Here is a 24,326-nt window from a genome sequence, read left to right on the forward strand (position 1 = left end):
GCCACTGCGTTTTTACCCGTGGCTTTGAGAATCCTCCTGTAACAAGGAGGAATTTCAATAATGAAGATCGGTACCCAACGCCCATGGATCACACCTGCAGTGATCGGCAGCTTCACGCTGCTGTCTGTCACGGGCATTTTGATGTTTTTTCACCTCGATTCCGGTTTGAACAAGCTCGCGCACGAGTGGTTGAGTTGGATTTTTGTGATCGTTGTGGTGTTGCACATCCTGCTCAACAACATGGCGTTCAAACGTTACTTCAAGACAGTGGCCGGCAAGGCCGTCATCTTTGGATTTGTAGCTGTGCTGGGTTTGAGTTTTCTCCGGTTGGGCGGAGGTGACTCCAAGCCACCTTTCGTGGCTCCGGTGCAGATGATGGCCGCAGCCCCATTGAGTGCCGTGGCGCAGTTGGCGAAGCTGGACGTATCTGAGGTAACCGCCCGGCTTGCCGCCAAAGGCATTGCGGCGCAAAACCCTGAGCAGTCCGTGAAAGACCTGGTAGGCCCGGATCTGGGCGCCCAGATGAGGGCCTTGGCTGCTATTGCCGAATCTCCCGCCAAATAGGCGGTCCCGCATCCCCGTCAGGGCTTGGGTGGGAACTCACTTTGCAGTTGTGCGAGGGTGTTTTGTTTTTCCTGCCACAGGGAATTGACCCACGTTGAAAACGCCGCGCGGAAAGCGGCGTCCTGGCCGTAGTCTCCCTGCATGAGCTCACCCGGAACTTCGATGGAGCGGGCGCGTACCACCACTCGCCGTAATCGGCCGCACAAAAAATCCCAGAAGGTGGGAACTCCTTCCGGGTAGTAGATCGTCACATCCAGAATGCTGTGAAACTTGTCGCCCATGGCTTGCAGCGCCAGGGCCAGGCCACCTGCTTTGGGCTTGAGCAAGTGAGAGTAGGGCGATTGCTGTTTGGCGTGTTTGGCCGACGTAAAACGGGTTCCCTCCAAAAAGTTCATGACACTGGTCGGAACGAGTGCAAATTTTTCGCAGGCTTTGCGCGTGGTTTCCTGGTCTTTGCCCCGCATCTCCGGATGCTTCTTCAGATAGGCCTCGCTGTGCCTGCGCATGAAGGGAAACTCCAGAGCCCACCAGGCCAAGCCCATGACCGGCACCCAGATGAGCTGCTGTTTAAGAAAGAATTTCAGCAAGGGAATACGCCGGTTCAGCAGGTGTTGCAAAACAAAAATGTCTACCCAGCTTTGGTGATTGCTGCTCACCATGTACCAGCTGTCGGGCTGGAGTCCCTCAAGACCTTTTGCATTCCACTCTGTGCGTTGCGTCAGCGCCATCCAGCCGCTATTGCAACTGATCCAGCCCTCTGCGATCGAAAGAATCACCGGGTCCAAACGTAGACGTACCCATTTGAACGGCAACACCAGCTTGATCGCTGCCATCACCAGCAGGATGGGCACCCAGAAGAAGATGTTGAGCACCAGCAATGCGCTGGCAATGACGCCGATCAGGAGATGGGGGAGGAAGTTCAGCATACAGACCTCTAAGGGTTGCGCCTATGACGATTGCTATGAAAAAAGGAGCTTCTTACGCAGATTTGGCGGGCGCAATCGGTGGAATGTCTTCAAAAAAGCAGACGTTGTTGCGTCCCCGTTGCTTGGCTGCATACATGGCAGTGTCCGCTTTTTTCAGAACCTCGGACGGCCCGGTCGGGCTCTCGGCAAACAAGGTAATGCCGATGCTGGGAGTCGTGGAGTGTTGTGAATCGCCCAGAACATACGGTTCATTCAGGCTTGCCAGAATCTTGTAGCCGATCATGGATGCGTGCAAGCGAGCCGCCTCTGTGTCCACGCCAAGGTTGTGGAGCAGAACCACGAATTCGTCTCCGCCCAATCGGGCGACGGTGTCCACCTGCCGAATGCAATGCTGAAGGCGTCTGGCCACCTCTTGTAGCAGCTGGTCGCCGACTTCGTGACCACGGCTGTCATTGAGCTGCTTGAAGCGGTCCAGGTCCAGGAACATGAGCGCGCCGTTTTCACGGCTACGCTGGCTCTGGGCGATGGCGTTTTGCAAACGGTCGGTCAGGAGTCTTCGGTTGGGCAACCCCGTCAGCGCGTCGTGGAAGGCCAAGTGGCGGATAGCTTCTTCGGCTTCCTTGCGTTCGGTGATGTCTCGCGCAATGGCAATAAAGCGCAGTTCCTCGTCACCCACGCGGGGTTTGCGTACTACAGACAGTTCAAACCATTTTTGGTTGCTGCCTACGTCCAGGCAGTACTGCACGCCATTGGAGCGGCCATCTTCGGCCGCTTGCCGGAGGGCCACCATGCAGGCGTCTGCCGCATCACGCGGAAGCACATCGTGAATGGTCCGGCCAATAAGCTTGTCCGGAGCCATGCGCAGGGCACCTTTGAATTGGCTGTGCACTGCTCTGTAATGTCCTTGGGCACTGAACTCAAACAACAGATCCGGCAGAGCATCCAGCGTGGCTTGTAACTCGGCGCGCGTGGCCAGCAGAGACTCCTCCGCTTGTTTGCGCGCGGTGATATCCATCAAGGTGCCCACCATGCGCAAGGGCGTTCCCTCTTTGCTGGTCTGGACGACCTTGCCCCTGCTACTCAGCCAGATCCAGCTGCCGTTGGCATGCAGGGCTCGGTACTCTGCTTGGTAGGCGCTGCTTTGGCCACTCAGGTGGCTGTGCAGTGCCTGAGCTACGTGGGCGAGGTCGTCGGGGTGGACGAATTGGCTCCAAGCGCGCGGTAGCGTGGCGTCGTCGGAGGCCCGGCCCAGCATGCTGAAGGCTCGGGCATCCATGCGGTAGCCTGGTTCCATGCTCAGGTCATGGTCCCAACGGCCCAGTTCGGCGCCCATGATGGCGAGCTCCAACTGTTCGGTGGTGTCGCGCAGCAGGGCTTCGGCATCTTTGCGCGCCTGGATATTGCGTGAGACTCCCAGCACGCCGATGACTTTGCCCTGGGCATCCCGCATGGGCGTTTTGTGCACTTCAAACAGTTGCTCGTCCGGGTTGATTTGGGAGGCGTTGTTTTCTTCGAAAGTGACTGTGCGCCCGGTTTGCAAAGCCCACTGGTCAGACAGCAGGAATCGCGCAGCGATCGATTCTTCAACCCAATGCGCATCCCGCGTGCCAATGATGTCTTCGACCTGGATGCCCAGCGCTGCCGCGAATGCGTCATTACAAGTCAGGTAGACGCCGTCGAGGTCTTTCACCCAAATCTGGTCCGGGATGGTCTGCATCACATTGCGCAGCATGGCTTCGCTCTTGCGCAAGGCTGAGCGGGCTTTGCGTTCGCGCGTGATGTCTTCGATCGTTCCTTCAAAGCCCAGCAACTTGCCTACCTTGTCGGTCAACGCATGGGCATGCTCCCGCACCCAGATCGGCTTGCCATCACTGAGCCGGAAGACTTCGGATACAAAGTCCGTCACTTTCCCGTGCTGGCGCATCTCGGACTCGAAGTCCTTGCGCCGTTGGGGCTGCACGTAGGTGTTGAATCCGCGCTCTTTCAAGAATCGGTGGAGCTGTGCAAAGTCCTGACAATGGTGCAACCGCAAAAAAGCCGCGTTGACCTGGAGTATCTGCCCGTCCACGGCCACCCGGTAAGCCCCGATGGGCAGGTGCTCGAACAGTGTCGAGGTGTCGCGCTCGGGGCTCACCATGGCATCACAGCCTGGGTTACTTCAGGCTGCCTGACAAAAACTGGGCGAGGCGTTCGCTCTTGGGAGCGCTCAGAACCTGTGCAGGATGACCTTGCTCTTCGATCAGGCCCTTGTGGAGGAAGATGAGGTGATTCGACACCTCGCGGGCGAAGCCCATTTCGTGCGTGACGACGACCATGGTGCGGCCTTCTTCTGCCAGGCTCTTCATGACCCGCAGTACTTCGGACACCAGCTCCGGGTCCAGCGCGCTGGTCGGTTCATCGAACAGCATCACCTCCGGCTCCACCGCCAGGGCGCGCGCAATCGCCACACGCTGTTGCTGGCCACCGCTCATATGTGCAGGGTAGCGGTCTTCCACACCGGAAAGGCCTACCTTGGCCAGGTATTTGCGGGCTGTTGCAACGGCTTCGTCTTTGGGCACACCCAGCACGTGCACAGGGACTTCAATGATGTTCTCCAGCACCGTCATGTGCGCCCAGAGGTTGAAATGCTGGAACACCATGGCCAGCTTGGTGCGCAGACGCTGTAACTGTTTGGGGTCTTTGGCTACCATTTCACCGGTGGGGCCGGCGACCAGCGCCAATTCTTCGCCTGCCACATTGATGCGGCCCTGGTGGGGCTTTTCCAACATGTTGATGCAACGCAGGAAGGTGCTTTTCCCGGAGCCGGAGCTGCCGATGATGCTGATCACGTCGCCGGCATGGGCAGACAGGGACACCCCTTTCAGCACTTCGTTGCTGCCGAAGCGTTTGTGGATGTTCTCGACCTGGAGTTTGAGGGGCTTGGTATCGGTCATGGTGGGTATAGCTTGTCTGGGGCAGGGGAGCGACGGCTGATTCTCAGGCGCCGAGCAACTCGCCGGTTCGGAAGGCTGTGGCGCCGGCAATCTTGCCGATTTCGGCTCCGGAATGGGCGTAGCGGTCGCGGACGCGCGCATAAAACACGCCCGGGACTCCGGCACGAATCGGGTGGCGGGTGTTCTCGATCGGATTGATGACTTCAGCCACCAGGTCTCCGGCCGACAGTGTCTGTCCGACTTCCGCGATATAGGCCACGACACCCGGTACTGGCGTGTGCAGAGTCTCTGAGCCAGCCAAAGGTGTGGGTTGGGCCGCAGGGGCAGGAATCTGCACAGGGCTGGCCGCGGAGATGGTGCCGCAATGGGCCATGAAGTCAAGCACCGCCCGGGCGTCCGATTGGGCCCATGCGTGCGTCACATCGGACTCGCCGCGCAACTCCACCGTGGTGCTGTTGCAGCCCTGAGGCAGAGGTGCTTGGATGCCATCGTTAGCCAGACGCTCTGCCAGCTGCCACCAGGCGCCGGAGAGGCATTCGTCAAACGGACCGCTGCCTGAGTTGCGGGCCAACAAGATAGCTTGGGCTTGTAGCAGATGCGCCAGGGGCTCCAGTTGGGGCCAGCAAGGTTCCTCGGTGTAGAAATGCATTACCCCTTCGCAATCGCAGTGCAGGTCGATGACGTGGTCGGCGTCGTGGGACAGCATGAGAAGCGCGCGGCGCAAGCTTTGCAATTCAGTATCAGGTTTCCATTGATCAAGATACTGGCCCATGGCTTTGCGCACGGCAGTCACGTTGGTGGCCGCGTCCGGGCCCATCAGGGGCTTGATGGTGTCGTACACGGCCTTGGCAAGGTCCGGGTAATGGCGGTTGAAGTTCTCCGAGCTGTCGAGCTCAAACCGCCCCATGGGCTTGTGGTCTATGCGTTGCGCCAGCCCGATGGGGTTGGCGACGGGCACCAGAATCACTTCGCCCCTGATCCGGCCTTCGGCCTCCGCTTGGTCCAGCAGAGCCCGCAAATGAAAGGCCGCCAGCATGCCCGGCAGTTCTTCCGCATGCAAGCTGGCCTGGACGTAGACCTTCGGGCGGGCACCCGCTTGGCCGTAATGAAAACTGCTCAGGCTGCGATGGCTGCCCAAGCTGTTGGAAAGCAGCGTGTGGTCTTTGCGTTGCATGATGGTCAGTGTTTGCGGGGCGCGAGGTAGGCTAGAAAGTGCTTTTCAGCCACGCGGAAAATACCGATCAGGCAGAAAGACGCTACCAAATAGATAGCTGCCGCCGCAATGTAGGCCTCGAAGGGAAGGTAATAGTCTGAGTAAACGCGGCTTGCAGCAGCAGTCACGTCCAGCATGCTGGGCACGGCGCTCGCCAGGCTGGTGCTTTGCAGCATCATCACGACCTCATTGCTGTAAGCGGGCAAGGTGCGGCGCAGGGCGCTGGGTAGCACGATGCGGCGCATGGCCTGGAAACGGCTCATGCCGTAAGCCTGGGCAGCTTCCAATTCGCCGGCGGCTGTCTCGCGGATCGCGCCGGCCAACATTTCAGCGGTATAGCCTGCCGTGTTCAGGCTAAAGGCCAGCAAGGCGCAGAAGAAGGGCTCCTTGAAGTGCGTCCAGGGCCAGACATCGTCCCAGCGCGCCTGAATCCATTCCAATTGGCCGAGTCCGTAATAGATCAGGTAAACCTGAATCAACAGCGGCGTGCCGCGGATGACATAGGTGTAGCTGCCCACCACCCAACGCAGAATGGCCCACCGGCTGGTTAGTGCAAGGGCGAAGATCAGTGCCAATACGGCCCCGATCGCCAGCGATGAAGCCAGCAGGCCGAGCGTGGTGTAAATGCCGGTGATGTAGAGCTGCAGGTTTTGAGGCTCGAAGATAACGTGCCACTTCATAGCTCACCCCGCTTGGTTCCCAGGCTGTAACGCGCATTCACTTTGCGGAGCACGAACAGGGACACACTGGTGTAGATCAAGAAAAGGGCTGCACTGAACAAGAAAAACTCAAACGGTGAGCGGGTGGCCGCGCTCGCCTGTTTGGAGATGTATGTCATTTCTTTCAAGCCGATCAAGCTCACCAGCGCTGTGGATTTGATCAATACCAGCCAATTGTTGGTAAAGCCGGGCAGGGCGTAGCGCACCATTTGCGGGGCAGTAATGCGCATGAAGGCACGGATGCGTCCCATGCCGAAGGCCCAGGCAGCTTCCATTTGGCCCTTGGGTATGGAGAGAATGGCGCCGCGGAACGTCTCGGTCATGTAGGCGCCGTAGATGAAGCCGATCGTGAGCACGCCGGCCAGAAAGGGGTTGATATCGACGGTTTTTTTGCTGCCTGAGAGCTCAAGCAGATGGTTCAGTCCGATGGTGCCGCCATAAAACACCAGCAACATGACCACCAGATCCGGGACGCCCCGGATGACAGTGGTGTACGTGGTGGACAGGGCAACCAGCACCGGTCGTCCTGACAGTTTGGCTGCTGCTCCCAGCAGACCGAGGACGATAGACACCAGCAAGGCACACAGCGAAACGCCGATGGTCAGTACCGAGCCTTGCAATATGGCGACGTAGTAGGAGTTCATGGGAGCAGAGGAGGCAATCAACGCAACGGGGCGCAGTGATGCGCCCCGTTGGATGCGGTTTTACAAGATTTATTCGCCGTAAACGTCGATGTTGTACTTGGCAAAGTACTTGTCGTTCAGGGTCTTGTAAGTGCCGTTGGTACGGATGGCCTTGATGGCTTCGTTCAACTCGCCCTTGAGCTTGTCTTCGCCTTTACGCAAAGCAATGCCTGCGCCGTAGCCGAAGTACTGGGGCATCTTCAGGTCCGGGCCCACCAACTCGTACTTGGCGCCTTCAGGCTTGGAGAGGAAACCACCGGTGACTTCCATGTAGTCGGCCACAGTACCGTCCAGACGGCCGGACTTGATGTCCAGGTACACCTGGTCTTGGGCTTCGTAGGAGTTCACGATCACGCCGGCAGGCTTCAGGTCGCCCAGCGCGTATTTCTCTTGGGTGGAGCCCTTCAGGACACCGATCTTCTTGCCTTTGATGGAGGCCGCGTCAGTGAATTTGGTGCCCTTCTTCAGCACGATGCGGCTGGGGGTGTTGTAGTACTTGTCGGTGAAATCGACTTCCTTCAGGCGGTCATCCGTGATGGACATGGAGGAAATGATGACGTCGTACTTCTTGGCGTTCAGGCCGGGGATCATGCTGTCCCAGACTTGTTCCACGAATTCGCACTTGCGCTTGATCTGTTCGCACAGAGCGTTGGCGATGTCCACGTCAAAGCCGGTGGGCTGTCCGTCTGCGGACTTGAAGGTGAAGGGTTCGTAGGTGGGGTCGATCGCGACCTTCAGGGGACCGGCTTCAGGAGCAGGTGCAGCAGCGGCAGGAGCCGATGCGGGCGCAGCAGGCGCTGCAGGAGCAGCTTCTTCTTTTTTGCCGCAAGCAGCCAAAACGGAGGTGACTGCCAGTGCCAGCAGGAGTTTCTTCATGGAAAAGTCCTTAGATTTGCCGGACATTGCCGGCGGTTGAGAAAACAAGAAAAATCATTCTACGGGCTAACCAGAGCAAATTTAGTGCCGCCCCAACTCAGGGCATGGGGGTTTGTACCGGTGGAAAAAGCGCTTTTGGCGTTTTCGGAAGTCAAAAGTAATAAAAAGTTCCGAATGCGAAAAGTCTCTGAGGCGACTGGCCCTGCGATTTCGGAATTACGGTACCCGTTGGTAAGCCCCTAAAAGTGCGTTGACGGACGTAAAACCTTACACTCGCGGGTTATCCCCCGGACTCCTATGAACGCCCCAGTCGACGTCTCCTTCTTCGCGCGCGCCGCCAAGCCGATTTCCAGTTACCGCAAGTACTGGGCGTCCCGCTTTGGCACCGCCCCTTTCCTGCCCATGAGCCGCGCGGAAATGGACAAGCTCGGCTGGGACAGCTGCGACATCATCATCGTTACGGGTGATGCCTATGTGGACCACCCGAGTTTCGGTATGGCGGTCATTGGTCGCATGTTGGAGGCACAAGGCTTCCGCGTGGGCATCATCGCCCAGCCGGACTGGACCAGTGCCGAAGCATTCAAGGCGCTGGGCAAACCCAACCTGCTCTGGGGGGTGACCAGCGGCAACATGGATTCCATGATCAACCGCTACACCGCGGACCGCAAGATACGCAGCGACGATGCCTATACGCCGGGTGATGTGGGCGGCAAGCGCCCGGACCGGGCGGCCATTGTCTACAGCCAGCGTTGCCGCGAGGCCTTCAAAGACACGCCCATTGTGTTGGGTGGCATCGAAGGCAGTCTGCGCCGCATCGCGCACTACGATTACTGGAGTGACAAGGTTCGCCGCAGCATCGTGGTGGATGCCAAGTGCGATTTGCTGCTTTACGGAAATGCCGAGCGCGCGATTGTGGAAATTGCCCACCGCTTGGCTGCGAAGGAGCCGGTCGAGAACATCACAGACGTTCGTGGCACCGCTTTTGTGCGCCGGCCTGAGGACGAAACTGGCAAAGGGTGGTTCGAAATCACCTCCACCACAGTGGATGAGCCGGGCCGGGTCGAGGCCCATGTGAACCCCTACATGACCACCAGCGAGCTGGCGGCTGAGAATGGCGCCACCTGCGCCAAGGAAGATGAAGCGAAAGCCACGGCAGCGGCCGCTGAGGCTGCGGGCGCTATGAATTCAGGAGCTGCTCGCGCAGATTCCATGGGCGCTAGCGCCCAAAAAGACTCCAAAGCGGACGTCAATGCAGTCATTGCGCCTCTGACCTTTTTCGCAAACCCCGCGTTGTCCGGTAAAGCGAAGCTCAAGGTGCCGCCGCGTGAGAAGTCGGTGATCCGCCTGCCCAGCTATGAGCAGGTCAAGAGCGATCCCATTCTGTACGCACACGCCAACCGCGTGCTGCACTTGGAAACCAACCCCGGTAACGCCCGCGCGCTGGTGCAGGCGCATGGCGAGGGCGCGACCGCCCGCGATGTATGGATCAACCCGCCGCCCATTCCGCTAACCACGGCGGAAATGGACTTTGTGTTTGACCTGCCTTACGCCCGCAGCCCCCATCCGACCTACGCCGATGAAAACGGCAGCCATGATGGCGCGACCAAGATTCCGGCGTGGGAGATGATCCGCTTCAGCGTGAACATCATGCGCGGCTGCTTCGGCGGCTGCACCTTCTGCTCCATCACCGAGCACGAGGGCCGCATCATCCAGAGCCGTTCGGAAGAGTCCATCATCAAAGAGGTGGAAGATATCCGCGACAAGGTCAAAGGCTTCACCGGCACGATTTCTGACCTCGGCGGCCCCACGGCCAATATGTACCGCCTGGGTTGCAAGAGCCCCGAGATTGAAGCAGCCTGCCGCAAGCCCAGCTGCGTGTACCCCGGCATCTGCCAGAACCTGACGACCAACCACGATCCGCTGATCAAGATCTACCGCCGCGCCCGTGCCCTCAAGGGCATCAAGAAGATCCTAATCGGTTCCGGCCTACGGTACGACCTTGCGGTGAAGAGCCCGGAGTACGTGAAAGAACTGGTGCAGCACCACGTGGGCGGCTATCTGAAGATTGCGCCAGAGCACACCGAACAGGGTCCGCTCACCAAGATGATGAAGCCCGGCATAGGCAGCTACGACAAGTTCAAGCAGCTGTTCGAAAAGTTCAGCGCCGAAGCGGGCAAAAAGCAGTACCTGATTCCGTATTTCATTGCCGCCCACCCTGGCACCAGCGATGAAGACATGATGAACTTGGCCATCTGGCTCAAGAAAAACGGCTTCCGCGCCGACCAGGTGCAAACCTTCTATCCGAGCCCCATGGCTACGGCTACGGCCATGTACCACTCAGGCCGCAACACCCTAAAGCGGGTGCACCGCACCGCCCAGAGCGAAGAGGAAACGGTGGATATCGTGCGGGGTGAAAAGCGTCGCCGCTTGCACAAGGCATTTTTGCGCTACCACGACGCCAACAACTGGCCACTCCTGCGCGAGGCGCTCAAGACCATGGGCCGCGCTGACCTGATCGGCAATGGCAAGCACCACCTGATTCCGACCTTCCAGCCCTTGGTGGACGGTGGATATCAGAGCGCCCGCAAAAAGAATTCGACGGTGGTTCCGGTGAAGTCCGCCGCCGCCCGGGTGCAGCCACTTGGAAAAGCCGCAGCGCCGGTCAAGGGGCGCATCCTGACCCAGCACACCGGTTTGCCGCCCCGTGAGACCGGAGCGCCCAAACCCTCATTCAAGGCGGCCCGTAAGCCGCGCTGATTTCGCTAGTTACTGCAGGGTGTCGCCGTCGTCGCCGGCGGCGATGGCCTTTTTGTCTCGCACATTCTTTTGCACGGTAACGGCGCTGTATAAGGCGAGCACGAAGGACATGGCGTAGTAGCCCTTCTCGGATAGCAGCAGGGTTGCATTCCACAAACCGGTGCCCAACAAGAGCAGCGACAAACCTACCGCCAGATAACAGATGCCGTAGTAGGCGCCTGAGACCGGAATTCCTTCCAGCTTGTCGCGTACACATTTTTGCAGCGATACGGCGGCGAACAATCCAAAGGCCAGCAAGGTGAAGTAGTAGCCTTTTTCGTTCAGCTGCATTTCAGCATTCCACAGGCCGAGCAGAAAACCACCGGTGCCCAAGCCCAGGCACGCGAAAGTTGCACCCACATAGGCGCCGGAAGAAGACTGTGGAAACTGGATAGATGTTTTCATGGGTAGATGTGTGACGAAACAAAAGGATTGGCGTTGATGAACCGGAGTGCTGCTGCCTGATGGCGCTAAGCTATTGTTTTTGGTTGCCAGTGCAATGCCGGCGCCATTCTCTCAATAAACTTCGGACTTTTTCCAAAAAATGATCAGGGTAATCACGATAGCGTTGCTGCTGCCCGCCTTTGCCTGGGCCCAGGCGCCCATTCAGTTCAGCAACAGTCCGAAGGCCATCCAGCAATACGAATCGAGCACGCTCGAAAGCCTGGTCGAGCGCTGTCCTGTCGTGAAGGCGGAGAGTTACAAGGCCCCTGATGAGGTGCGTTCCCTGCGAAACGGGTTCGTAGATGTGATCACGCAAAATCCGCAAACCGGTCTGTATTCAGTTTTCGTTTTTGATCAGGATAAGCGCAGCTTCGTTCTGGTGGATGGGCAGGCGCTCTCCCGAGACAAGAAACTTTCTCTCAGGTTAGTGCTACCCAGGGATTACGGCCGTTGCCGCCTGGTCCGCACGCCGCAGGGTGCGGAGATGCTGGAGGTCGTGCACACAGAGCGCAACTACGTGTCTGACGTGCAGCGTATGCAAAAGCTCGGCAAAGAGCTGCTGGAATTGAGCGCAGCAGCTGTGCCACAACCCGCAGCATGTGTCGCTGCAGCCGGGATGCAGGATATTCAGTTTTGGGATGCCGGCAACCGCGTCAGTCTGAATGTGTGCCATGAAGCCACAGCAGCCATGGTTGAGCGCTTGCGCAAAACGGTTCGCAAAGCCCATGAACGCTAGAACCTTTTGGCAATCATTCAAGCGTCGGGTTCTTGGTGCCTGTCTGCTGGGTTTATCGGCGTGGACTGCGGCCGCTGAAAACGAGTGCCCGCCCGAGCCCAAGCCTTTGTCTCCCGAAATGTTGTCTGCGGCCCAGCGGCAGGCCCGCGACCGGGGTTTTCTATGGCGAGTGAGCAAGGACGGGCACAGCTCCTATCTTTATGGCACTTTGCATGTGGGCCGTGAGGCATGGCTAGCCGCTGGGCCTGCATTGGAGCAGGCGCTGAAAAGCACCAACACATTGGCCCTGGAGTTGGACCCGCTGGACCCTGATGTGGCTGTACAAATGGGGCAAGCTCTGGCCAAGACGCCCAAACGCAAATTGGAGGAGGGTGCGCGGGCACGACTGGGGCGCCAGTTGCAGGTGCAGTGCATGCCAGTCGAGTCCGCTGACCAAGTTCCTGCGGAATTGTTGCTGGCTGGTTTGTCCCTGAACCTCGCGCGCCGGGATGGTTTGGATGGTCAATTCGGTTCAGAAATGTTTCTGGCCATGATGGCGCGCGCGCGAGGTATGAAAGTCGTCTCCTTGGAGACCGTGGAGTTACAGCTTCGGGCGCTTTTGGCCGCAGATGATGCAGAGGCACGTCAGATCCTCATCGATGGTCTCAATGAGCTGGAATCCGGCCATGCCAGAGAGAGCTTGCTGGATTTGGTCAGCATGTGGGAGACCGGCGATGTCCGCCGCTTGAATACGTACGAGCAGTGGTGCGAGTGCGTGGTAACTCCCATGGAAAAGTTACAGATGCAGCGTTTGTTGGACGAGCGAAACCCTGCCATGGCGCGCCAAATTGATGCAATGCACCGAAGTGGTTCGCGAGTTTTGGCCGCGGTCGGGAGTCTCCACATGTCCGGTCCACGGGGCTTGCCAGCCGTGTTAGCCCGAATGGGCTATGAGATCGAGCGTTTACCCTGATGTGCATGGTGCCTAGCGCCTCCTCGTGTAGTCACAATGTTGGTAACTTTGTGTGGTAACGGTTACAAAATTTCGGTTTTCATGAATCGCGTGGGGTCCGGCACGCTTTTTCGAAGACTTATGGAATAAGCTGTGATTTAAACCAATGACAAACCTGTTGCCCATGAGCACAGGTGAATGTGAGAGACATATGCTGACAGACCACGACCTGGGTGCCTTGATGCGGGCCCAACATGCAGATCCTTTCAGCATTCTCGGGCCCCACGTTGATGCCGGTGGCGTGCGAATCAGTGCACTGTTTCCTGCTGCTCAGACCGTGCGGGCCACGGACCGTGACACCGGCGAGGTGATCGGCGAGTTGCTTCGTCACGAGGGCACGGACGTCTTCACACTGGTGCTACCCGGCGCAACGTCCATCCCTGACTACCGGCTGGAGGTTCATTGGCAGGATGCTGATGCGGGTGTCTCCGTGATGGAAGATCCTTATCGCTTCCCGGTTGTTCTTCAGGAAATGGATTTGTGGCTGCTGGCTGAAGGCACCCATTTGCGCCCCTATGAGTGCCTTGGCGCGCATCCAACCCAAATGTGCGGAATCGACGGCACCAGCTTTGCCGTGTGGGCCCCGAACGCCAAACGGGTGTCGGTGGTGGGTTCCTTCAACGGGTGGGATGGACGGAGGCATCCCATGCGGCTGCGACGGGAGTGCGGTGTCTGGGAAATATTCCTTCCGCATGTGAGCAAGGGTGATCTCTACAAGTTCGAGATATGGAACGCCCGCGATGCCATCACTACCAAGGCAGACCCTTTTGCGTTTTCAGCGCAGCTTCGGCCTGATACTGCCAGCGTGGTTTGCGGCTTGTTGCCCCGCCTGCCCATGGGCAGTGACCGCGTCTGCGCGAATGGCCTGCAGCAGCCACTCAGCATTTATGAAGTGCACTTGGGCTCTTGGCGTAAGGCCGATGGATGGCGCTGGCTGAATTACCGCGAGTTGGCCGACTCCTTGGTGCCCTATGCGCGTGAGATGGGTTTCACGCACTTGGAACTCTTGCCGGTGAGTGAGCACCCCTTTGACGGATCGTGGGGCTACCAGCCCTTGGGGCTTTTTGCGCCCACTTCGCGTTTTGGGACGCCCGAGGATTTCAAGTATTTTGTGGATGCTGCCCACGCTGCAGGGCTGGGTGTGATTTTGGACTGGGTGCCTGCCCATTTTCCGAGTGATGCACATGGCTTGGCCGAGTTTGACGGCACCCACTTGTATGAATACGCTGACCCTAAGGAAGGCTTTCACCAGGACTGGAATACGCTGATTTACAACTTCGGTCGCACCGAAGTGCGCAACTTTCTGGTGAGCAATGCACTGTACTGGCTGGAGCGCTTTGGTATTGATGGCTTGCGGGTGGACGCGGTGGCATCCATGCTGTACCGGGACTACAGCCGGGCTGCAGGACAGTGGATTCCCAATAAACACGGTGGTCGAGAGAACCTGGAGGCGATTGAGTTTCTGCGCCGCATGAACCATGTGGTGGGTACCGAGCGTCCTGGAGCGATCACACTCGCAGAAGAATCCACTGCGTTCCCCGGTGTGAGCCGTCCGCCGTCTCCGGACTTGCAGAGCGGTGGCCTAGGCTTTCATTACAAATGGAACATGGGCTGGATGCACGACACCCTGGAGTACGCCTCCATGGACGGGGTACACCGCAAGTACCACCAGAACCAACTCACCTTCGGGTTGATGTACGCGTTCACCGAGAACTTCGTGCTCCCTCTGTCACACGACGAAGTGGTGCATGGCAAGGCGTCGTTGCTCGGCAAGATGTCCGGGGACGAATGGCAAAAGTTTGCGAATTTGCGTGCGCTGTACGGTTTCATGTGGGCCTACCCCGGCAAAAAATTGCTGTTCATGGGATGCGAGTTGGCCCAGCCCACAGAGTGGGCCGACGGCTCCCAGCTGCCCTGGCATCTGGAGCAACAAGCGCCGCATCAGGGGGTGCAGCGTTTGGTGCGTGATCTGAACCGCGTGTACCGTGCGTTCCCTGCGTTGCATGAGCAGGATGTGCAGTCAGAAGGTTTTGAGTGGATTGCCCATGACGATTCCGCACAGTCCGTTATCGCCTTTCAACGGCGGGCGAAAGACGGCCGGGCGGTGGTGGTGGTCTGTAACTTCACACCTGTGCCTCGACCCGGGTACCGCATCGGCGTACCAGTGGCAGGGGCCTGGCGCGAAGTCATCAACACCGACAACGGTGTGTATGGCGGCAGCAGCCTGAGTTCGGGCGCGCGAAGCACCGAGCCGGTCGCAGCGCATCACTTGGGTCAGTCGCTGGTCATTACTTTGCCGCCGCTGGCATGCCTTGTGCTCATTCCCGGAGAAGAATGAGTCGTTCCATGTCTTTGTTGAGCATGCTGCCGGGAAATGCTGCCGAGTGGGGCGCCACCCTCACGCCGGAGGGTGTGAATTTCACCTTGGCTGCGCCTAACGCTACTTCGGTGGACCTGTGTCTATTTGATGAGGCAGGCGTGACCGAGTTGCAGCGCTTGCCCTTGCCCGCCAAAACAGGCGATGTGTGGCATGGCCTTCTGCCCGCGGGTCGTGCAGGGCAGGTGTACGGGTTTCGTGTCCATGGGCCATGGGCGCCCGAGCGTGGCCACCGGTTCAATCCTGCCAAGTTGCTGCTGGACCCCTACGCCCGCGAGGTGCTGGGGCGCTATGACGGTTCGGACCTTCACTGGGCACATGCGCCGGATTCCGCGCGCGGCCGGCAGCTGCCCGATAGCCGGGACAATGCCGCCACCGCATTGAAAGCACGCGTTTGTGCACCCCTGCCAGCGGCGAATCCCGGGCCGGTGGTGCTGCCGAAGCAACGTGTGATGTATGAGCTGCACGTCAAAGGCTTCACCCGGCTGCATCCGGGCGTGCCTGAGACGCTGCGGGGCAGCTATGCGGGCCTTGCGCATCCTGCAGCCATTGCACACCTGAAGGCACTGGGCGTCACCACTTTGAGCCTGATGCCCGTGGCCTTCCGTGCCGATGAAGAGCGTTTGCAGCGCCTGGGCTTGTCCAACTACTGGGGTTACAGCCCCATCGCCTGGAGCGCGCCGGAAAGCCGTTATTGGAGCGGCACTGCCGGCAGCACTCCGCGCACCGAGTTCCGGGCTATGGTCGATGCTTTGCACGCAGCAGGAATAGAGGTGATTCTCGATGTGGTTTACAACCACACTGGTGAGACCGATGAATTCGGCCCCATGCTCAGTTTGCGTGGCATCGATAACGGCACTTACTACCATCTCGAACCTGTTGATGCTTCCCGTTACCTCAACTGGACGGGTTGCGGCAACTGCGTCAATCTGAACCATCCGGTGGTCTTGCGCACCGTAATGGACAGCTTGCGCGCATGGGTCACGGACTATGGGGTGGATGGCTTTCGTTTTGACCTCGCGCCCGTCTTGGCCCGTGGAACTGCGGAGACAGACTACCGCTTCAACCCCCATGCCCCTTTGTTGATGGCGATCGCACAAGACCCGACGCTGCGCAATTGCGTGATGGTGTCTGAGCCTTGGGACATCGGCCCCGGCGGCTATCAGCTGGGCGCTTTTCCGCCGGGGTGGCTGGAGTGGAACGACCGTTTCCGCGATACGCAGCGAAGCGCTTGGCTACAACACAGCACCCACCGCGGTGCATTGGCCAACCGCCTGGCCGGTTCCGCAGAGGCTTTCAGTCCATTTCGTCGCGCGGCGCACAGCAGCGTGAACTTTGTGACGGCGCATGACGGCTTTAACCTGATGGACGTGGTGAGCTACTGCCATCGTCATAACGAAGCCAACGGAGAACACAATCGCGACGGCCATGGCCATAACCTGAGTGTGAACCATGGAGTGGAGGGGGGCAGTGAATATGAGCAGGTAGTGCAAGCCCGTGCACGCCATCGCCGCACTTTGTTGGCCGCCACGCTGTTTTCGCTGGGCACGCCCATGCTGCTCGCCGGTGACGAGCTGGGCCACAGCCAGTGCGGCAATAACAACGCCTATTGCCAGGACAACGCCACCACTTGGCTGAATTGGGAAGCCGCCCGCCACGACCTGAGCTCTTTTGTCGCCCGTTCCATTGCGTTACGCCGTGCGCTGCCGGCCTTGCAGGCCACCGGATGGTGGCGCAGCCATGCCGGTGAAGCCGGGTCCGGCCCGGTGGCAATGTGGGCATTGCCCGACGGTCGCACCTTGGAAGCTGGCGATTGGGAAGCACCTCAGGGTGGACCATTGGCGGTTCAATTGCAGCTCGGCACTTCAGAAGCGGTCCTGTTGCTGCTCAACCCATCGGCCTCGGCACAAGCATTCACCTTGCCGACGGGTGATTGGTATCTCTGCCTGGATACAGCCTTGGAAAGTGTCGGTACCGAACCCGCCTCAACGGTCAGTCCCCTATTCACGGTACAAGCAGATAGTCTGGTCTTGCTTAGCGCTGTGCGGCCTGTTTTCTAGATTCAAACCCAACCACTGTCACACCACCATGTCACGCATCACCATACCTACCTCGCCTTTTGACGGCCAGCGCCCCGGTACTTCGGGCCTGCGCAAAAAAGTCACCGTGTTCCAGCAGCCCCGTTACCTGGAAAACTTTGTTCAAGCCTTGTTCGATGTGCTGCCGGATGCTGCCGGCTTGACGCTGGTGGTGGGGGGCGATGGCCGCTTTTACAACCGCGTGGCCATTCAAACCATCTTGCGTATGGCAGCAGCCAAGGGCTATGCCCGGGTACTCGTCGGGCAGGGCGGCATTTTGTCGACCCCTGCAGTCAGTGCTGTGATCCGCCGCCATGGCGCCAGTGGCGGTATCGTGCTGTCCGCCAGTCACAACCCCGGTGGTCCGGAGGGTGACTTCGGCATCAAATACAACGTGGCCAACGGCGGCCCCGCACCTGAGAAGGTCACCGAGGCGATTTTCGAACGCACCAAGGTCGTTCGTGAGATACGCACCATGGATACGGCCGACATCAGCCTGGACACTTTGGGCAGCCAGCACATCGGCAGCACCGAGGTGCTGGTGATTGACCCCGTATCCGACTATGCCGAAGTGATGCGCGGCTTGTTTGACTTTGACGCCATCCGCAAGTTGTTTGCGGGCGGCTTTACCCTGCGCTATGACGCCATGTGCGCCGTGGGCGGCCCCTATGCCAAAGCCTTGCTGGAGGGCGAGCTGGGTGCTCCCGCAGGAACCGTGGTCAATGGCACACCACTCGAAGATTTCGGTGGTTTGCACCCGGACCCGAATCCGGTGAATGCCGAAGACCTGATCGCCCATTTGTTCGCCGCCGATGCGCCTGACATGGGTGCTGCGAGCGATGGTGACGCTGACCGCAACATGATTGTGGGCCGCAAGTTTGTGGTGTCGCCCAGCGACAGCCTGGCCGTGATCGCAGCCCATGCAACCTTGGTGCCGGGCTACCAGTCTGGCATTGCCGGTGTAGCGCGCTCCATGCCGACTTCCACTGCTGTGGACCGCGTTGCCAAGGCGCTGGGAATTCCGTGTTTTGAGACGCCCACCGGTTGGAAGTTCTTCGGCAATTTGATGGATGCCGGCAAAGTCACCTTGTGTGGCGAAGAAAGCTACGGAACCGGCTCCAGCCATGTCCGCGAAAAAGACGGTCTATGGGCCGTGCTGTTCTGGCTCAACCTGATTGCCGCCAGCGGCAAATCGGTGGAGGTGCTGGTGCGCGAGCTCTGGGCGCAATACGGCCGTTGTGTGTATTCCCGCCACGACTACGAAGGCATTCCCACCGAGCAGGCCGATGCGCTGATGCGCGACCTGCGTACGTCTTTACCCACCTTGGGTGGCACCTCCATTGCCGGATTGTCGGTGGCCTTTGCGGACGACTTTGCCTATACCGACCCGGTGGATGGCAGCGTGAGCCAGAAGCAAGGTGTGCGCATTGTGCTCACCGATGGTTCGCGCGTGGTCTTCCGCCTTTCCGGCACAGGCACCGAGGGGGCCACCTTGCGCGTTTATCTGGAGCGCCATGAGCCCGATGCCACCCGTCAGGACATCCCAGCCCAAGAAGCCTTGCAGCCGTTGATCGCGCTCGCGGAGGCAGTAGCCCGCATCCGCCATTTCACCGGCATGAACCAACCCACTGTGACGACCTGAGCCGCAGAAGCGCAGGCCTCACTCTCATCTCATCAAAACCAAGCGACAGGAGACAAAACCATGAGCACTACAGACAACGCCCGCAACCTCGCGCTCCAAGAGCGCCACATGCAGCCCCATATGCTGGTGCGACGCACCATCGCCCTGGTGCTGGCCGGTGGCCGCGGCTCGCGCCTCAAGCAGTTGACCGACCGCCGCGCCAAACCGGCGGTGTATTTCGGTGGCAAGTTCCGTATCGTTGACTTTGCGCTCTCCAACTGTGTGAACTCCGGTATCCGCCGCATCGGCGTGATCACCCAGTACAAGTCGCACTCACTGTTGCGCCACTTGCAGCGTGGCTGGAGCTTCTTGCGTGCTGAACTGAACGAGATGGTCGACCTTTTGCCCGCTCAGCAGCGGGTGGACGAGGAGCACTGGTACCGCGGCACGGCCGATGCGATCTATCAGAACCTGGACATCATCCAAAGCAGCAAGCCCGAGTACGTGGTGGTGCTGGCCGGCGACCACATCTACAAGATGGATTACTCGCTGATGCTCAAAGACCACGTGGAGAGCGGCGCTGGCTGCACCGTGGGCTGCATTGAAGTGCCACGCGAAGAGGCCACTGCCTTTGGTGTGATGGCCGTTGACGGCACCAGAAAGATCACCGAGTTTGTGGAAAAGCCTGCCAACCCGCCTGCCATGCCAGGCAACGACGCGGTGTCTCTGGCCAGCATGGGTATTTACATCTTCGACTCCAAGTATCTGTACGACCTGCTGGAAGACGATTTGGCCAACCCTGAGTCCAGCCACGATTTCGGCAAAGACGTGATTCCTCGCGTGGTGCGCGAGGGCAGGGCGGTGGCCCATCCCTTCTCCATGTCCTGTGTGTCATCCACTCCGGACGCCGTGCCTTACTGGCGCGATGTGGGTACCATCGACGCCTTTTGGGAAGCCAACCTCGACCTCGCCTCGGTCACCCCTGAGCTGGATATTTACGACACCAATTGGCCCATCTGGACCAGCCAGCGCCAGTTGCCGCCTGCCAAGTTTGTGCAGGACGCAGACGGCAAGCACGGCCAGGCCATTAACACCATGGTGTCGGGCGGCTGCATTGTGTCGGGCTCCATCGTCAGCAACTCGGTGTTGTTCAGTAGCGTTCGCATCCATTCGTTCTGCGTGATTGACCAAGCCGTGCTGCTGCCGGAAGTCACCATCGGCCGTGGCTGCCGCTTGAGCCGTGTGGTCATTGACCGGGGTGTGGAAGTACCGGATGGTTTGGTGATCGGTGAAGACCCGGTGGCGGATGCGGCACGCTTTGAGCGCACCGACAACGGTGTGGTGCTGGTGACCAAAGACATGCTCAAGCGGCTGGAAGCCCAATAAATTAGTTCAACGAAAGACTGCCCATGCGCATCCTGCAAGTCAGTGCCGAAATATTCCCTCTGCTCAAAACCGGAGGGCTGGCTGACATTGCCGGTGCGCTCCCGGCGGCTTTGCATGAAGCCGGCTGCGATGTGCGGGTGCTGCTGCCGGGTTTTCCGGCCATCGTGGCGGGTTTGCGCAACCCCAGCCCGGTGGGCGCTTTTGTGATGCCGTGGGGCGAAATGGTGGAAGTTGTCTATGGCGACTTGCCGGCGCTCGCCCGCGGCGACATGCAGCAGGGCGCTTATGTGCTGATAGCGCCGGGCCTGTATGAGCGTCCGGGCAATCCGTATGAAGATGCCAACAAGCAGCCTTATGGCGACAACCACCGCCGTTTCGCGGCGCTAGGCCAAGCGGCGGCCCATCTCGCACATGGCATGGACAGCCTGTGGCGCGCCCAACTGGTGCACAGCCACGACTGGCACGCAGGTTTGGCCAGCGCCTACCTCAAGCTCTGGGCCGACCGCGGCGCCACGCGGGTACCTTCGGTATTTACCGTGCACAACCTGGCGTACCAAGGCGTATTTGGCCCTCAATACTTTGGCGACCTGGGCCTGCCGGGCGAAGCTTTTCACGTGCAGGGCATGGAGTTCCATGGCCAGCTCTCCTTCATGAAAGCCGGCTTGTTTTATGCCAGCCACATCACTACCGTGAGCCCCACCTATGCCCGCGAAATCCAGACGCCGGAGCAGGGCTGCGGGCTGGACGGCTTGCTGATGGCAAGGCGTGATGCCTTGAGCGGCATCCTGAATGCAGTGGATGACACAGTCTGGAATCCGACCAGCGACGCCTTGCTGGAACAAAATTTTGACGCCCGCCACATGGCAGGCAAAGCGATCAACAAGGCCATGCTGCAAGGCGCCATGGGCCTTGCCATTGAGCCGGATGCGCCGCTCTTCGCTGTGGTGAGCCGCCTCACCGAACAAAAAGGCCTGCCGCTGGTGCTGGCCGGGCTGGACGAAATTGTGTCCCGTGGTGGCCAATTGCTGGTGCTGGGCAGCGGCGACACCTGGATGGAGCAGGCCTTCACCGAGCGCGCCAAAACCCACGCCGGCCGCGTGGCCGTGAAGCTGGGCTATGACGAATCTTTTGCCCACCGGGTATTCGCCGGTAGTGACGTGACCCTGGTGCCCTCGCGCTTTGAGCCCTGTGGCCTGACCCAAATGTATGGCCTCAAATACGGCAGCCTGCCTTTGGTGCGTCGTGTAGGCGGCTTGGCAGACACGGTGGTGGACAGCGATCTCGAAACCCTGGAAGACCGCACCGCCACCGGCTTTGTATTTGATGCGTTTGACGAAACCGCCTACCGCAAAGCGGTGCGCCGCGCCTTTGCCCTCTATCACCGTAAGGCGGAATGGAACCGCGTACGCCAAACCGGCATGAAGCTTGCCTTCGACTGGGCTACCGCCGCCGGGCACTACACCCACCTTTACCAAAGGTTGATTCAAGAATGACCAACACCTCTTCCCCTACTGCGAGTGCCCCTGTGACTTTTGAATTTGATGCGCCCGGGCGCGACCTCGAATCCCTGAAACGCTCCATCGCCAACAAACTGATGTTTGTGGTGGGCAAAGACCCGGAAGCAGCCCGCCCTGAAGACTGGTTGCACGCCGCCGCCTATGCCGTGCGCGACCAGCTGGTCGAGCGCTGGATGACCACCACCCGCGCCCAGTACGCTCAGGACGCCAAGCGCGTGTACTACCTCAGCATGGAGTTCTTGATCGGCCGCACCTTCAGCAACGCCATGCTGGCCGTGGGCCTGCGCGAGCGGGTCAAGCAAGCCTTGGCTGACTTTGGGGTGGACATCGACGCGGTGACCGAGCTGGAGCCCGACGCTGCGTTGGGTAACGGTGGCTTGGGCCGCTTGGCCGCTTGCTTCCTGGACTCCATGGCCACGTTGAACATCCCCGGCTTTGGCTACGGCATCCGCTATGACTACGGCATGTTCAAGCAAACCATTGTGGACGGCCGCCAGGTGGAAGTGCCGGACTACTGGCTCACCCACGGCAACCCTTGGGAGTTTCCGCGCCCCGAGGTGAACTACCGCGTGCAGTTCGGTGGCCATGTGGTGAAAGTGGGCGACGCCTACCAATGGGTGGACAGCCACGACGTGCAGGCCATGGCTTACGACACCATCATTCCCGGCTATGCCACCAAGGCCACCAATACCTTGCGTCTGTGGTCCGCCAAGGCTACCCAAGAGATTGATTTGGGCGCCTTCAACCGCGGCAACTACATGGCCGCTGTGGAGACGAAGAACCACTCCGAGAACGTGTCCCGCGTGCTCTACCCGGACGACTCCACGCCCTCCGGCCGCGAGCTGCGCTTGCACCAGGAATACTTCTTCTGCAGCGCCAGCGTGCAAGACCTGTTGCGCCGCTACTTGCGCACCCACGACAACTTTGAGAGCCTGCCCGACAAGGTCAGCATCCACCTGAACGATACCCACCCGGTGCTGGCGATTCCTGAGTTGATGCGCCTGCTGCTCGACGAGCACCACCTGCCCTGGGCGGATGCCTGGCGCCTTTGCCAGGGCGTGTTCAGCTACACCAACCACACTCTCATGCACGAGGCACTGGAGACCTGGCCAGTCGAGATGATGGGCCGCATCCTGCCGCGCCACCTGCAAATCATTTACGACATCAACGCCCAGTTTTTGCACCAGATATCGCTGCGCGGCGGCAGCCCCGAGCTGTTGCGCAAGGTCAGTTTGGTGGATGAAGCTGGCGAGCGCCGTGTGCGCATGGCCTACCTCGCGGTGGTGACCAGTCACTCGGTCAACGGCGTGTCGGCCTTGCACTCCGAGCTCATGAAGGAAAGCATCTTCTTTGACTTTGCCAATCTTTGGCCTGAGCGCTTCAACAACAAAACCAACGGCATCACCCCGCGCCGCTGGCTGGCGCAGGCCAACCCGGCCTTGTCGGCCGTGCTGGACAAGCAGGTCGGCACCGGTTGGCGCCGAGACCTGACCCAGCTCAGCGGCCTGAATGCGGTGCTGACCAGCCCCAAGGTGATCGAGGCCTTCCAGGGCGCCAAGCTGGTCAACAAGCAGCGCCTGGCTGCCTGGGTGCAGGCCAACATGGGCCTGACCATCCCGACCGATGCGCTCTACGACGTGCAAGTCAAGCGCATTCACGAATACAAGCGCCAGCTACTCAACGTGCTGCACGTGGTGACCCGTTACCTGCGCATCATCAACAACCCCGGCTCGGTGTCGGTGCCCCGTGTGGTGGTGTTTGCCGGCAAGGCGGCATCGGCCTACCATATGGCCAAGCAGATCATTCACCTGATCAACAACGTGGCCAGCGTGGTCAACAACGACCCCCGCGTGGGCAACCTGCTCAAAGTGGTGTTCATCCCCAACTACAGCGTGAGCTTGGCCGAGCGCATCATCCCCGCGGCCGATTTGTCGGAGCAAATCTCCACCGCGGGCACCGAAGCATCCGGCACCGGCAACATGAAGTTCGCCCTCAACGGCGCGCTCACCATCGGTACGCTGGACGGTGCCAACGTCGAAATCCTGGAGAACGTGGGTGCCGACAACATCTTCATCTTCGGTCTGACCACACCGCAGGTGGCCGCCACCCGCGCTGCAGGCTACCAGCCACGCGCGATTGCTGAGGGCAATCCCGAGCTGACTGTGGTGTTGGAAGCCATCCGCGATGGCGTCTTCAGCCCGGACGAGCCCGGCCGCTTCCAGAGCATTTACGACCTGCTGGTGAACTGGGGCGACCACTACCTACTGCTGGCCGACTACGCGGCCTATATCGCTGCACAAGAGCAGGTGGATGTGGCCTACCAGAGCAAAGAGGCTTGGTCTGTCATGGCCCTGCGCAACGTAGCCGCCATGGGCCCGTTCTCTGCGGACCGCACGATCGGCGAATACGCTGACAAGATCTGGAAGAGCAAACCGCTGGAACTGGCTTCCTGATAGGTGTGCAGAG

18 protein-coding genes are annotated in these 24,326 nt (G+C 59.7%); 10 read left to right on the forward strand and 8 right to left on the reverse strand.

The features are described 5' to 3' along the window. The first annotated feature begins 60 nt into the window (after window positions 1-60). Window positions 61-564 carry a DUF4405 domain-containing protein gene (locus AEP_RS01350; RefSeq protein ID WP_087493727.1) on the forward strand — a complete coding sequence of 168 codons (504 nt, stop codon included), beginning with the start codon at window positions 61-63 and terminating at the stop codon, window positions 562-564. A gap of 17 nt (window positions 565-581) precedes the next feature. Here AEP_RS01350 and AEP_RS01355 read toward each other — a convergent pair whose 3' ends face one another. The 7 genes from AEP_RS01355 to AEP_RS01385 all read right to left on the reverse strand — a co-directional run bounded on the left by AEP_RS01355 (window position 582) and on the right by AEP_RS01385 (window position 7,914). After that, window positions 582-1,490, reverse strand: coding sequence for an acyltransferase (locus AEP_RS01355; RefSeq protein WP_087493728.1), 909 nt, complete (start codon window positions 1,488-1,490; stop codon window positions 582-584). Window positions 1,491-1,542: 52 nt separating this feature from the next. Then, window positions 1,543-3,627, reverse strand: coding sequence for a diguanylate cyclase domain-containing protein (locus AEP_RS01360; protein WP_087493729.1), 2,085 nt, complete (start codon window positions 3,625-3,627; stop codon window positions 1,543-1,545). A 16-nt stretch (window positions 3,628-3,643) separates the two neighbouring features. Next, entirely contained in the window at window positions 3,644-4,423 is a 780-nt protein-coding gene (locus tag AEP_RS01365; protein ID WP_087493730.1) for an ABC transporter ATP-binding protein, read from the reverse strand. Between the two features lie 43 nt (window positions 4,424-4,466). After that, entirely contained in the window at window positions 4,467-5,597 is a 1,131-nt protein-coding gene (locus tag AEP_RS01370) for a succinylglutamate desuccinylase/aspartoacylase family protein (RefSeq protein ID WP_087493731.1), read from the reverse strand. 5 nt (window positions 5,598-5,602) lie between these two features. Further along, the gene (locus AEP_RS01375; protein WP_087493732.1) at window positions 5,603-6,316 is read right to left on the reverse strand and encodes an ABC transporter permease; all 714 of its coding nucleotides are present in this window, start codon (window positions 6,314-6,316) and stop codon (window positions 5,603-5,605) included. Beyond that, entirely contained in the window at window positions 6,313-6,999 is a 687-nt protein-coding gene (locus AEP_RS01380; RefSeq protein WP_087493733.1) for an ABC transporter permease, read from the reverse strand. Before AEP_RS01380 ends, AEP_RS01375 begins: the two co-directional genes overlap by 4 nt. 69 nt (window positions 7,000-7,068) lie before the next feature. Further along, entirely contained in the window at window positions 7,069-7,914 is an 846-nt protein-coding gene (locus AEP_RS01385; RefSeq protein WP_087497127.1) for an ABC transporter substrate-binding protein, read from the reverse strand. A 297-nt stretch (window positions 7,915-8,211) separates the two neighbouring features. On the opposite strand from AEP_RS01385, the gene AEP_RS01390 reads away from it, so the two are divergent. Next, window positions 8,212-10,671 carry a YgiQ family radical SAM protein gene (locus tag AEP_RS01390; RefSeq protein WP_087493734.1) on the forward strand — a complete coding sequence of 820 codons (2,460 nt, stop codon included), beginning with the start codon at window positions 8,212-8,214 and terminating at the stop codon, window positions 10,669-10,671. A gap of 9 nt (window positions 10,672-10,680) precedes the next feature. Here AEP_RS01390 and yiaA read toward each other — a convergent pair whose 3' ends face one another. Then, window positions 10,681-11,115, reverse strand: coding sequence for an inner membrane protein YiaA (gene yiaA / locus AEP_RS01395; RefSeq protein ID WP_087493735.1), 435 nt, complete (start codon window positions 11,113-11,115; stop codon window positions 10,681-10,683). 139 nt (window positions 11,116-11,254) lie between these two features. On the opposite strand from yiaA, the gene AEP_RS01400 reads away from it, so the two are divergent. The 8 genes from AEP_RS01400 to AEP_RS01435 all read left to right on the forward strand — a co-directional run bounded on the left by AEP_RS01400 (window position 11,255) and on the right by AEP_RS01435 (window position 24,313). Next, window positions 11,255-11,890 carry a hypothetical protein gene (locus AEP_RS01400; RefSeq protein ID WP_087493736.1) on the forward strand — a complete coding sequence of 212 codons (636 nt, stop codon included), beginning with the start codon at window positions 11,255-11,257 and terminating at the stop codon, window positions 11,888-11,890. Beyond that, entirely contained in the window at window positions 11,880-12,842 is a 963-nt protein-coding gene (locus tag AEP_RS01405; protein ID WP_157673002.1) for a TraB/GumN family protein, read from the forward strand. The genes AEP_RS01400 and AEP_RS01405 overlap by 11 nt, the downstream gene beginning before the upstream one ends. A 190-nt stretch (window positions 12,843-13,032) precedes the next feature. Continuing rightward, window positions 13,033-15,219: a 1,4-alpha-glucan branching protein GlgB gene (gene glgB, locus AEP_RS01410; RefSeq protein ID WP_087493738.1), complete on the forward strand. Its 2,187-nt coding sequence runs from the start codon at window positions 13,033-13,035 to the stop codon at window positions 15,217-15,219. A gap of 8 nt (window positions 15,220-15,227) precedes the next feature. Then, complete coding sequence (glgX, locus tag AEP_RS01415; RefSeq protein ID WP_232459900.1) at window positions 15,228-17,318, forward strand: glycogen debranching protein GlgX; 2,091 nt, start codon at window positions 15,228-15,230, stop codon at window positions 17,316-17,318. Between the two features lie 28 nt (window positions 17,319-17,346). Further along, entirely contained in the window at window positions 17,347-18,978 is a 1,632-nt protein-coding gene (locus tag AEP_RS01420; RefSeq protein WP_087493739.1) for an alpha-D-glucose phosphate-specific phosphoglucomutase, read from the forward strand. A gap of 60 nt (window positions 18,979-19,038) precedes the next feature. Next, window positions 19,039-20,343 carry a glucose-1-phosphate adenylyltransferase gene (gene glgC, locus AEP_RS01425; RefSeq protein WP_087493740.1) on the forward strand — a complete coding sequence of 435 codons (1,305 nt, stop codon included), beginning with the start codon at window positions 19,039-19,041 and terminating at the stop codon, window positions 20,341-20,343. Between the two features lie 23 nt (window positions 20,344-20,366). Continuing rightward, window positions 20,367-21,836 carry a glycogen synthase GlgA gene (glgA, locus tag AEP_RS01430; protein WP_087493741.1) on the forward strand — a complete coding sequence of 490 codons (1,470 nt, stop codon included), beginning with the start codon at window positions 20,367-20,369 and terminating at the stop codon, window positions 21,834-21,836. Next, on the forward strand, window positions 21,833-24,313 hold the full coding sequence (locus tag AEP_RS01435; RefSeq protein ID WP_087493742.1) for a glycogen/starch/alpha-glucan phosphorylase: 2,481 nt from the start codon (window positions 21,833-21,835) through the stop codon (window positions 24,311-24,313). Before glgA ends, AEP_RS01435 begins: the two co-directional genes overlap by 4 nt. Window positions 24,314-24,326: the final 13 nt, after the last annotated feature.

Source organism: Curvibacter sp. AEP1-3 (genome assembly GCF_002163715.1).
In the GTDB taxonomy this organism is placed as follows: Bacteria; Pseudomonadota; Gammaproteobacteria; order Burkholderiales; family Burkholderiaceae_C; genus Allorhodoferax.

What these genes read in the sequence shown, in the direction of transcription:
- AEP_RS01350 (WP_087493727.1), top strand. Translation starts at nt 61, where the DNA reads ATGAAGATCGGTACCCAACGCCCATGGATCACACCTGCAGTGATCGGC.
- AEP_RS01355 (WP_087493728.1), bottom strand. Translation starts at nt 1,490, where the DNA reads ATGCTGAACTTCCTCCCCCATCTCCTGATCGGCGTCATTGCCAGCGCA.
- AEP_RS01360 (WP_087493729.1), bottom strand. Translation starts at nt 3,627, where the DNA reads ATGGTGAGCCCCGAGCGCGACACCTCGACACTGTTCGAGCACCTGCCC.
- AEP_RS01365 (WP_087493730.1), bottom strand. Translation starts at nt 4,423, where the DNA reads ATGACCGATACCAAGCCCCTCAAACTCCAGGTCGAGAACATCCACAAA.
- AEP_RS01370 (WP_087493731.1), bottom strand. Translation starts at nt 5,597, where the DNA reads ATGCAACGCAAAGACCACACGCTGCTTTCCAACAGCTTGGGCAGCCAT.
- AEP_RS01375 (WP_087493732.1), bottom strand. Translation starts at nt 6,316, where the DNA reads ATGAAGTGGCACGTTATCTTCGAGCCTCAAAACCTGCAGCTCTACATC.
- AEP_RS01380 (WP_087493733.1), bottom strand. Translation starts at nt 6,999, where the DNA reads ATGAACTCCTACTACGTCGCCATATTGCAAGGCTCGGTACTGACCATC.
- AEP_RS01385 (WP_087497127.1), bottom strand. Translation starts at nt 7,914, where the DNA reads ATGAAGAAACTCCTGCTGGCACTGGCAGTCACCTCCGTTTTGGCTGCT.
- AEP_RS01390 (WP_087493734.1), top strand. Translation starts at nt 8,212, where the DNA reads ATGAACGCCCCAGTCGACGTCTCCTTCTTCGCGCGCGCCGCCAAGCCG.
- yiaA (WP_087493735.1), bottom strand. Translation starts at nt 11,115, where the DNA reads ATGAAAACATCTATCCAGTTTCCACAGTCTTCTTCCGGCGCCTATGTG.
- AEP_RS01400 (WP_087493736.1), top strand. Translation starts at nt 11,255, where the DNA reads ATGATCAGGGTAATCACGATAGCGTTGCTGCTGCCCGCCTTTGCCTGG.
- AEP_RS01405 (WP_157673002.1), top strand. Translation starts at nt 11,880, where the DNA reads ATGAACGCTAGAACCTTTTGGCAATCATTCAAGCGTCGGGTTCTTGGT.
- glgB (WP_087493738.1), top strand. Translation starts at nt 13,033, where the DNA reads ATGCTGACAGACCACGACCTGGGTGCCTTGATGCGGGCCCAACATGCA.
- glgX (WP_232459900.1), top strand. Translation starts at nt 15,228, where the DNA reads ATGTCTTTGTTGAGCATGCTGCCGGGAAATGCTGCCGAGTGGGGCGCC.
- AEP_RS01420 (WP_087493739.1), top strand. Translation starts at nt 17,347, where the DNA reads ATGTCACGCATCACCATACCTACCTCGCCTTTTGACGGCCAGCGCCCC.
- glgC (WP_087493740.1), top strand. Translation starts at nt 19,039, where the DNA reads ATGAGCACTACAGACAACGCCCGCAACCTCGCGCTCCAAGAGCGCCAC.
- glgA (WP_087493741.1), top strand. Translation starts at nt 20,367, where the DNA reads ATGCGCATCCTGCAAGTCAGTGCCGAAATATTCCCTCTGCTCAAAACC.
- AEP_RS01435 (WP_087493742.1), top strand. Translation starts at nt 21,833, where the DNA reads ATGACCAACACCTCTTCCCCTACTGCGAGTGCCCCTGTGACTTTTGAA.